This is a genomic window from Micromonospora sp. AB353, from assembly GCF_049538395.1.
GTDB lineage: Bacteria > Actinomycetota > Actinomycetes > Mycobacteriales > Micromonosporaceae > Micromonospora > Micromonospora aurantiaca.
Window position 1 is genome coordinate 1 of the sequence record NZ_JBMVFV010000148.1, and the last position, 6,041, is coordinate 6,041.

Annotated in this window: 3 protein-coding genes and 1 pseudogene; 3 read left to right on the forward strand and 1 reads right to left on the reverse strand. The window is 71.2% G+C overall.

Going from position 1 to position 6,041, the window contains the following annotated elements:
* Positions 1–305, forward strand: a pseudogene (locus ACPCK6_RS29085) (nitrate- and nitrite sensing domain-containing protein); the annotation flags it as partial.
* Positions 302–724, forward strand: coding sequence for a roadblock/LC7 domain-containing protein (locus tag ACPCK6_RS29090; protein ID WP_013287300.1), 423 nt, complete (start codon positions 302–304; stop codon positions 722–724). The pseudogene ACPCK6_RS29085 and the gene ACPCK6_RS29090, both read left to right, overlap by 4 nt.
* A gap of 77 nt (positions 725–801) precedes the next feature.
* Here ACPCK6_RS29090 and ACPCK6_RS29095 read toward each other — a convergent pair whose 3' ends face one another.
* Positions 802–2,295, reverse strand: coding sequence for a GH1 family beta-glucosidase (locus tag ACPCK6_RS29095; protein ID WP_318334717.1), 1,494 nt, complete (start codon positions 2,293–2,295; stop codon positions 802–804).
* A gap of 855 nt (positions 2,296–3,150) precedes the next feature.
* On the opposite strand from ACPCK6_RS29095, the gene ACPCK6_RS29100 reads away from it, so the two are divergent.
* The coding region (locus ACPCK6_RS29100; protein WP_423482801.1) for a glycoside hydrolase family 48 protein at positions 3,151–6,041 on the forward strand (2,891 nt) is incomplete at its 3' end.

Sequence of the window (6,041 nt, forward strand, 5' to 3'; positions counted from 1 at the left end):
CCGGCGCGGCGGGCGGCGGGTGGTTCAGCCGGCAGGGCCCGGCCTCGTCCACGCTGGGTGTGACACCGGCGCCGGCGGCGACGCCGGTGACCGGAGGGACCAACGAGCGGGGCCTGCCGGTACGCGTGCCGATGGCCCAGCTCACCTCGGCCGCCCCGGCCGACCGTCAGGTGGTGCGGCACGAGCCGGACCCGGAGGCGGTCGGCGGCATGCTGTCGCGCCTCTACAGCGGTGTACGGCGGGCCGAGGCCGAGGAGACCACCGAGATGTACCTGCCGCGCGATGAAGGAGGACGACGACAGTGACGACGTTGAGCCAGGAGGCACGCGACCTGAGCTGGCTGGTGAACGCGTTCGCGGAGCGCGTTCCCGGGGTGGCGCATGCGGTGGTGGTGTCCTCTGACGGGCTCCTGGTGGCGATCTCGGCGCACCTGCCGCGCGACCACGCGGACAAGCTCGCCGCGGTGACCTCCGGCCTGATGAGCATCACCGCCGGCGCGGCCCAGATGTTCGACGGTGACGTCGTCAAGCAGACGGTGGTCGAGATGGGGCGCGGCTACTTCCTGGTGATGCAGATCCGGGACGGCTCGATCCTGGCCACGCTGGCCGGGGCGGACGCGGACATCGGCGTGGTCGGCTACGAGATGGCGCGGCTGGCCAAGCAGGCGGGCGAGATGCTCACCCCGGCGCTGCGCGCCGAACTCCAGCAGGCGCTGCCGCGCTGATCCGCAGCCGGCGCTACCGGGCTGACTGAGCCGACGCGTGCGTCCGGCCGGCACACCGCCGGCCGGACGCGCGCCGTTCACAGACCGTTGCGGCGGATCACGTCGCGGTACCAGTGGGCGCTGCGCTTGAGCACCCGCCGCTGGCTCGCGTAGTCCACGTAGACCAGGCCCCAGCGCTGCTCGTACCCCTCGGCCCACTCGAAGTTGTCCAGCAGCGACCAGACGTGGTAGCTCTCCAGCGGCACCCCGTCGCCGACGGCCCGGTGGGCGGCGGCGAAGTGGTCGCGCAGGAAGGCGACCCGCCCGGCGTCGTCGACGGTGCCGTCCGGGCCGGGCACGTCGGGGCAGGGCAGGCCGTTCTCGGTGATGGTGATCGGCACCCGGCCGTAGTCGCGGGTGACCCGGGTCAGGATGTCGTACATGCCCTCCGGGTAGATCTGCTGCCACTCCGCCTCGGAGGTGGGCCACTTGCGGACCGTGTCGCGGGCGCCGGTGACGTAGAGCGGCGTGTAGTACTGCACGGCGAGCAGGTCGACCGGGCTGGAGATGATCTTCAGGTCGCCGTCGCGGACGCCGCGGACCATCCGGCTGTCCGGGCCGAGGTCGTCCAGGACGTCCTGCGGGTAGGCCCCCTTGAAGATCGAGTCGAGGTAGAGGCGGTTCTCGTAGCCGTCGTGGAGCCGGGTCGCGGCGGCCGACTCGGCGGAGTCGTCGGCCGGGTAGCAGGGGTGCAGGTTGAGCGCCGGGCCGATCCGGCCGGTGAGGCCGGAGGCGCGCAGCGCCTGCACGGCGAGGCCGTGGGCGAGCTGGAGGTGGTGGGCGACCAGGTACGCCGCGTCCTCGTCGCGGATGCCCGGCGCGTGGTGGCCCCAGATGTAGCCGTTCTGCACCACCGTCTTCGGCTCGTTGACGGTCAGCCAGACCGGCACCCGGTCGCCGAGGGCGCGGAACACCACGTCGGCGTACTCGGCGAAGCGCTCGGCGGTGTCCCGGTTCTCCCAGCCGCCGGCGTCCTGCAGCGCCTGGGGGAGGTCCCAGTGGAACAGCGTGGCCATCGGCGCGATGTCGCGCTCGTGCAGCCCGTCCACCAGCCGGCGGTAGAAGTCGAGGCCGCGCTGGTTGGGGCGGCCGGAGCCGTCGGCCTGGATGCGCGGCCAGGAGATGGAGAACCGGTAGCTGCGCAGCCCCAGGTCGCGCATCAGGTCCAGATCCTGCGCGTACCGGTGGTAGTGGTCGGCCGCGACGTCGCCGGTGTCGCCGTTGCGGATCCGGCCCGGCGTGTGGCTGAAGGTGTCCCAGACGGACTCACCCCGCCCGTCCTCCTTGGTGGCCCCCTCGATCTGGTACGCCGAGGTCGCCGCACCCCAGGCGAAGCCGTCGGGGAAGCGCAGCCCGCGGTCCGGCTCCGGGTCGGTGGTGCGCTCGGGCGGGCTGTCGCAGCCGCCGAGCGCGACTGTCGACGCGGCGATCCCGGCCGCGGTGGCGCCGGCGAGCCCGGTCCGGGCCGCGCCGGCCGCGGTCGCGGACAGGGCGGCGCGGCGGAGCAGGCGCCGTCGGGTGAGTAACGACATGAGGTTTCTCCTCGGAGTGACGGGCCGCCCTGGGCCGGGAGCGCTCCCATCATAGCCGGGGAGCGGCCGGCCCCGATCCGGCGGACGCGGCGAGGTGCGGCGCGGCCGGCGGGCGGCCGGAAAGTGGGTGGGCGGGGGCGTCGCTCGGGAACGTCGCTCGCGGCGGCGTGAGCGGCGAGGGGTGGGGTGGATAGCGAGAAAGGCCGTCCGGGTGGCGTGGCACGCCTGTCCCGTCGGCCTCTTTTGCCGTCGACAACGGGGGTTTAGTGTGGGGACGGGGGAGGGCAACCCCCGTCCCCACCGATGGTGCACACACGCACGAAGTGGAATTGGCGTCCGTCGTGCGCGTCGCGCGGGAGCCGGGCCACGCGAGTGGCTCTGGTTCCACCTCCCTCCGTCTGGCGGGTGGCGGCCGGCGGCGGCGTCCGGGCTGGTCCGCCGTCGGCCTCTGGGTCGACGCGCCGGGCACGGGTGCACCCGGCGATCCAGTACTTGTATCACCGTCGATGGAAGCGCTCCCATCGGCGATGCTGCGACTGTAACGCCCGTCACGGGTTTGGAAAAGCCCCTAAACGAGATCGAAACATGGAAGCGCGTATCTGCGCTGGCCGTTGTGGTGGGAGCGCTTCCATGTCACACTCTCGTCACGCCACGCGGAGCCAGTGAACGCGAGCGCGGGCCGCCGAGGGCACCCGGTGACGAACCGGTGCGGCGCCCCCATCCCCGGCACGGCCGGGACGACCACCTTTCCGGACGCCTCCGTCCCCCCGCGTACGCCCCGTCGACGCGTGGAGGCGCCCTGCCGGGGCCCACGGTCCCGGCCCGGTCCGAGGAGACACCGCCCACATGAGACTTCTGGCCAGACGTCGCCGTACGGCGATGGTCGCCGCCGCCGCCCTCGTCATAGGCGGGGTGGCCCTGCCCGCGGGCGCCGCCCAGGCCGCGCCCGCCTGCGACGTGACCTATGCGACGAGCGACTGGAACAACGGGTTCACCGCCACCGTCACCATCAAGAACCTGGGCGACGCGCTGAACAACTGGTCGCTGAAGTTCGCCTTCCCGAACAGCAGCCAGCGCGTGACCCAGGGCTGGTCGGCCAAGTGGAGCCAGTCCGGCAGCGAGGTCACCGCGACGAACGAGTCGTGGAACGGCAGCCTGCCCACCGGCGCGTCCACCAGCATCGGCTTCAACGGCAGCTACAGCGGCAGCAACCCGAAGCCCACCGCGTTCACCCTCAACGGGGTCGCGTGCAACGGCGCGCAGACCAACCAGCCGCCGACGGTCTCCCTGAGCGTGCCGTCCGGCCCGTTCGAGGCGCCGGCCGACGTCCCGCTGACCGCGACCGCGAGCGACAGCGACGGCACCATCAGCAAGGTCGAGTTCTACCGCAACGGCCTGCTCGTCAACACCGACACCACCGCGCCGTACGGGTACGACCTGCTCGACCTGCCGGCCGGCAGCTACACCGTGCAGGCCAAGGCGTACGACAACGCGGGCGGCAGCGCCGTCTCGGAGAAGTCGTTCACCGTCACCGCGGCGAGCGGCCCGAAGCTGGTCGCCAGCCCGTCGGCGGTCACCGTGGCCGAGGGCGGCAGCGCCACGGTCCGGTACACGCTCAGCGCGGCGCCCACGGCCACCGTGCCGGTGACCCTCGCCGTCACCGGTGACAGCGACATCACGGTCTCGCCGTCCACGCTGACGCTCACCTCGAGCAACTGGAGCACCGGCGTCACCGCCACGGTCTCCGCCGCGGAGGACTCCGACACGGTCGGCGGCACCGCGACGATCACCGCGTCGGCCACCGGCTACGCCCCGATCTCCGTCGTCGCCACCGAGGCGGACAACGACACCCCGGGCGGCGACAACGCCTACATCAAGAAGTTCCTCGACCAGTACGGCAAGATCAAGAACTCGGGTTACTTCAGCCCCGAGGGCGTGCCGTACCACTCGATCGAGACGCTGATCGTCGAGGCGCCCGACCATGGCCACGAGACCACCTCGGAGGCGTTCAGCTTCTGGCTCTGGCTGGAGGCGCAGTACGGCCGGGTCACCCAGAACTGGGCCCCGTTCAACAACGCCTGGACGGTGATGGAAAAATATATTATTCCGAATCATTCAGACCAGGCGACGGCCGGCTCGCCCGGCACCCCGCAGTACGCCGCCGAGCACAACCTGCCCAGCCAGTACCCGTCGGCGCTGGAGGCCAGCGTCCCGGTCGGCCAGGACCCGCTGCGCTCGGAGCTGCAGTCCACCTACGGCACCGGTGACATCTACGGCATGCACTGGCTGCTCGACGTGGACAACACCTACGGCTTCGGCCGCTGCGGCGACGGCACCACCCGGCCCGCGTACATCAACACCTTCCAGCGGGGCACCCAGGAGTCGGTGTGGGAGACCGTGCCGCAGCCGTCCTGCGACACGTTCAAGCACGGCGGCCCGAACGGCTACCTGGACCTGTTCGTCAAGGAGTCCAGCGCCCCGGCCAAGCAGTGGAAGTACACAAACGCGCCGGACGCCGACGCGCGTGCCGTCCAGGCCGCCTACTGGGCGCTGACCTGGGCCAAGGCGCAGGGCAAGCAGGCCGACGTGGCGGCCACCGTGGCGAAGGCCGCCAAGATGGGCGACTACCTGCGCTACGCGCTGTTCGACAAGTACTTCAAGAAGATCGGCAACTGCGTCGGGGCGTCCACCTGCCCGGCCGGCAGCGGCCGTGACTCGGCGCACTACCTGCTCTCCTGGTACTACGCCTGGGGTGGCGCGTACGACGCCTCGCAGAACTGGTCGTGGCGGATCGGCTCCAGCCACAGCCACTTCGGCTACCAGAACCCGTTCGCGGCCTGGGCCATGACCAACGTCGCGGAGCTGAAGCCGAAGTCGCCGACCGCGGTCTCCGACTGGCAGAAGAGCCTCGACCGGCAGCTGGAGTTCTACACCTGGCTCCAGTCCGCCGAGGGCGGCATCGCCGGTGGCGCCACCAACAGCTGGGACGGCAGCTACGCCCAGCCGCCGGCCGGCACCGCCACCTTCTACGGCATGTACTACGACGTCGACCCGGTCTACAACGACCCGCCGTCGAACCAGTGGTTCGGCATGCAGGCCTGGTCGATGCAGCGCATCGCCGAGCTGTACCTGGAGACCGGCAACGCGAAGGCCAAGGCGCTGCTGGACAAGTGGGTGCCGTGGGCGATCGCCAACACCACTGTCGGCACCAACTGGTCGATCCCGTCGGACATGAAGTGGACCGGCCAGCCGGCGAACTGGAACCCGAGCAGCCCGCAGCCGAACACCAATCTGCACGTCGAGGTGACGGTCAAGGGTCAGGACGTCGGCGTCGCCGGCGCCTACGCCCGCACGCTCATCGCCTACGCGGCCAAGTCCGGCAACACCGCGGCGAAGAACACCGCCAAGGGCCTGCTGGACGCGCTCTCGGCGTCCGCCGACAGCAAGGGCGTCTCGACGCCGGAGAAGCGCGGCGACTACAAGCGCTTCGACGACGTCTACAACGCCGCCGACGGCCAGGGTCTCTACGTCCCCAACGGCTGGACCGGGAAGATGCCCAACGGCGACGCGATCGCCCCGGGCAAGAGCTTCCTGGACATCCGCTCGTTCTACAAGAACGACCCGGACTGGCCGAAGGTGCAGGCGTACCTGGACGGCGGTCCCGAGCCGGTCTTCAACTACCACCGGTTCTGGGCGCAGGCGGACGTCGCCATGGCGTACGCCGACTACGGCACCTACTTCCCGCA